Genomic DNA, 1,968 nt, shown 5'->3' with positions numbered 1-1,968 from the left:
TTTAAAATGCGCGTCATCTTATTCGGAACGCCTTTGACACGCCCTTGACCTGCCTTTGGGGGTATACGCTTTTTAATGGGTTGTGGAGCCTGTTCTGTATTTTGTGATGTCATAAAAAACACCCTCCAGATAATAAAAAACCCCGCATTTGCGGGGATTCCAAACTGCACTGTCCCTCGTTTAGATACAATACGACCAAGTACAGTGCTGTCATTAAATACGATTTGCTACACTTTGTCAACACAAAAATAACACATATTGATACATTTGAAAAGAATCGGTTAAACAGCACTTATCAATAATTAAGGGTTCAAAATAATGAAATCATTATCCATAACACGCATCATAACATTTATAGCTTTCTTTTCTATATCAGCGCTACCTGCATCAGCGTCATTTGGATTTATAGACAAATTGACGCGTATGTTTACAAGTGTAGATACTATAGAGAAGTATAATCAACTTTACAATAAATACGTAAGTGAATCATATATTGGCTCTATGCATTCTGAAAAGGTACGCAAAGCAGAAGAACTTTCACTCAGAAATGGCGGAGAATATTCATTTTTTAACAAGGAAGATATATTGTATCGTCACATATCAGTTGTTGGTTGTGCATCCATTGTGAGTTTATTGCGGGGTGATTATAATAAGGAGATGTCGCAAATGGATCTACCCAATGTAATAAAGCGTTTACGCGATGAATATGATTGGAGTGAAAGCGATTTTATGTGGGCATACGACGTGGTCAATGATAACGAGGATCCAATGATTTATTATGCAAAAAAATTTCTTAAGCGTTACGATTTCAGAAAAGAACAAGTAGATAACATAGTATCTCACGTGAAAACAAATGATCATAAATGGTTAAAGGAACTCAGTGAACATTGCGGAAACTTACGAAGGATATACTATATAATGAAACCGTAATAGAGCTTGTCATTTACGATCAAAATGTTTCTGAAGCACATTAAGAGCAACACGTAATGAATTCACAAGATGTGGTAATATCTGATCTTCTATAACGAGGTACTGTAGCGCTGCGTAAAGATTATACTGTCTATAGAGGCATTGTGCTTCTTTAAGTGCCTCTTGCATGTTGATAAACTGCTCTGTTGCAAATGCTACCCATTTATCTCTTGCTTTATCATCAGATGATGACGGCATTTCGTCATAAATCGCATTAGGCAAGCCCTTTGCACAAAGGTAATTATTCCTTATCTGTAGGTACTGTTGCGCGGCGTCGTATTGCTCTTGAGTAAGCACGCCTTGCAAGCAAAGCCGCCCGATATAGGTACCAGAAAGTGGATTTTTTGCCTCCTGTAGCGTTAAACCGAAGCGCTTTGCACGCATTTCTATTGCCAATTTATCAACGGCTTCACGCGGTGCTTTTGCACGTGATATACGTCCGTTTGGTTCTCTTACCTGCCCTGTTATTTTAGGGCGTCCCCTTTTTTTATTTTTTTTCACAGATAACCTCAGACACCTGTTTAACGTTTTCCCAAATTTCCTCTGAGTTTGACCGTGTCTCTCTACCCAAAATCACTACAAATAACAGTAACACTACTGATATACCAAAGGCTGCTAATTTTTTCCAATCATCATCATCACGTATCATCCACACGAAGATAATGACCATCATTACAATTAGAAAGTCTGATGATATATTACAGAATGTCTCAATCTTATTATTATGTTGTAATGATTTTATCTCTTGCTCTGTAATAGTATAGTTATAAACTGGCTTAGATTTACAGATTGCACTAAAGGTATGGAGCGGCGGCTTATCAGACATTTAAATACCCTCTATTAAAAAGGAACACTGTCATTCATAACGGTATGGGGCGTATCAAGAGGTCTGTAAATGCTTCTGTCATAAGCTGATGACGGCTCTTGATTATCATCATTTTTGCCATCTAAAAGCTTTAACTCGCCTTTGTACTGAGGCAATATGACTTCTGTTACATA

At 37.4% G+C, this 1,968-nt stretch carries 3 protein-coding genes and 1 pseudogene; 1 reads left to right on the top strand and 3 read right to left on the bottom strand.

What is annotated here, in order from left to right:
- The first annotated feature begins 318 nt into the window (after window positions 1-318).
- Window positions 319-930 (top strand): hypothetical protein, encoded by a 612-nt coding sequence (locus ACFIKJ_RS09120; RefSeq protein WP_375652187.1) that lies wholly within the window; start codon window positions 319-321, stop codon window positions 928-930.
- A 9-nt stretch (window positions 931-939) separates the two neighbouring features.
- On the opposite strand, the gene ACFIKJ_RS09115 is transcribed toward ACFIKJ_RS09120, so the two are convergent.
- The 3 genes and pseudogenes from ACFIKJ_RS09115 to ACFIKJ_RS09105 all read right to left on the bottom strand — a co-directional run.
- Window positions 940-1,470: a hypothetical protein gene (locus ACFIKJ_RS09115; RefSeq protein WP_375670531.1), complete on the bottom strand. Its 531-nt coding sequence runs from the start codon at window positions 1,468-1,470 to the stop codon at window positions 940-942.
- Complete coding sequence (locus ACFIKJ_RS09110; protein WP_375670530.1) at window positions 1,457-1,795, bottom strand: hypothetical protein; 339 nt, start codon at window positions 1,793-1,795, stop codon at window positions 1,457-1,459. The genes ACFIKJ_RS09115 and ACFIKJ_RS09110 overlap by 14 nt, the downstream gene beginning before the upstream one ends.
- A 14-nt stretch (window positions 1,796-1,809) precedes the next feature.
- A pseudogene (locus ACFIKJ_RS09105) lies at window positions 1,810-1,968 on the bottom strand (single-stranded DNA-binding protein); the annotation flags it as partial.

The organism is Bartonella sp. PS7NMGDW (assembly GCF_042193585.1).
GTDB classification, from domain to species: domain Bacteria; phylum Pseudomonadota; class Alphaproteobacteria; order Rhizobiales; family Rhizobiaceae; genus Bartonella; species Bartonella grahamii.
The sequence above is the reverse complement of the archived record's forward strand: the minus strand, read 5'-3'. Positions and strand labels throughout refer to the sequence as shown.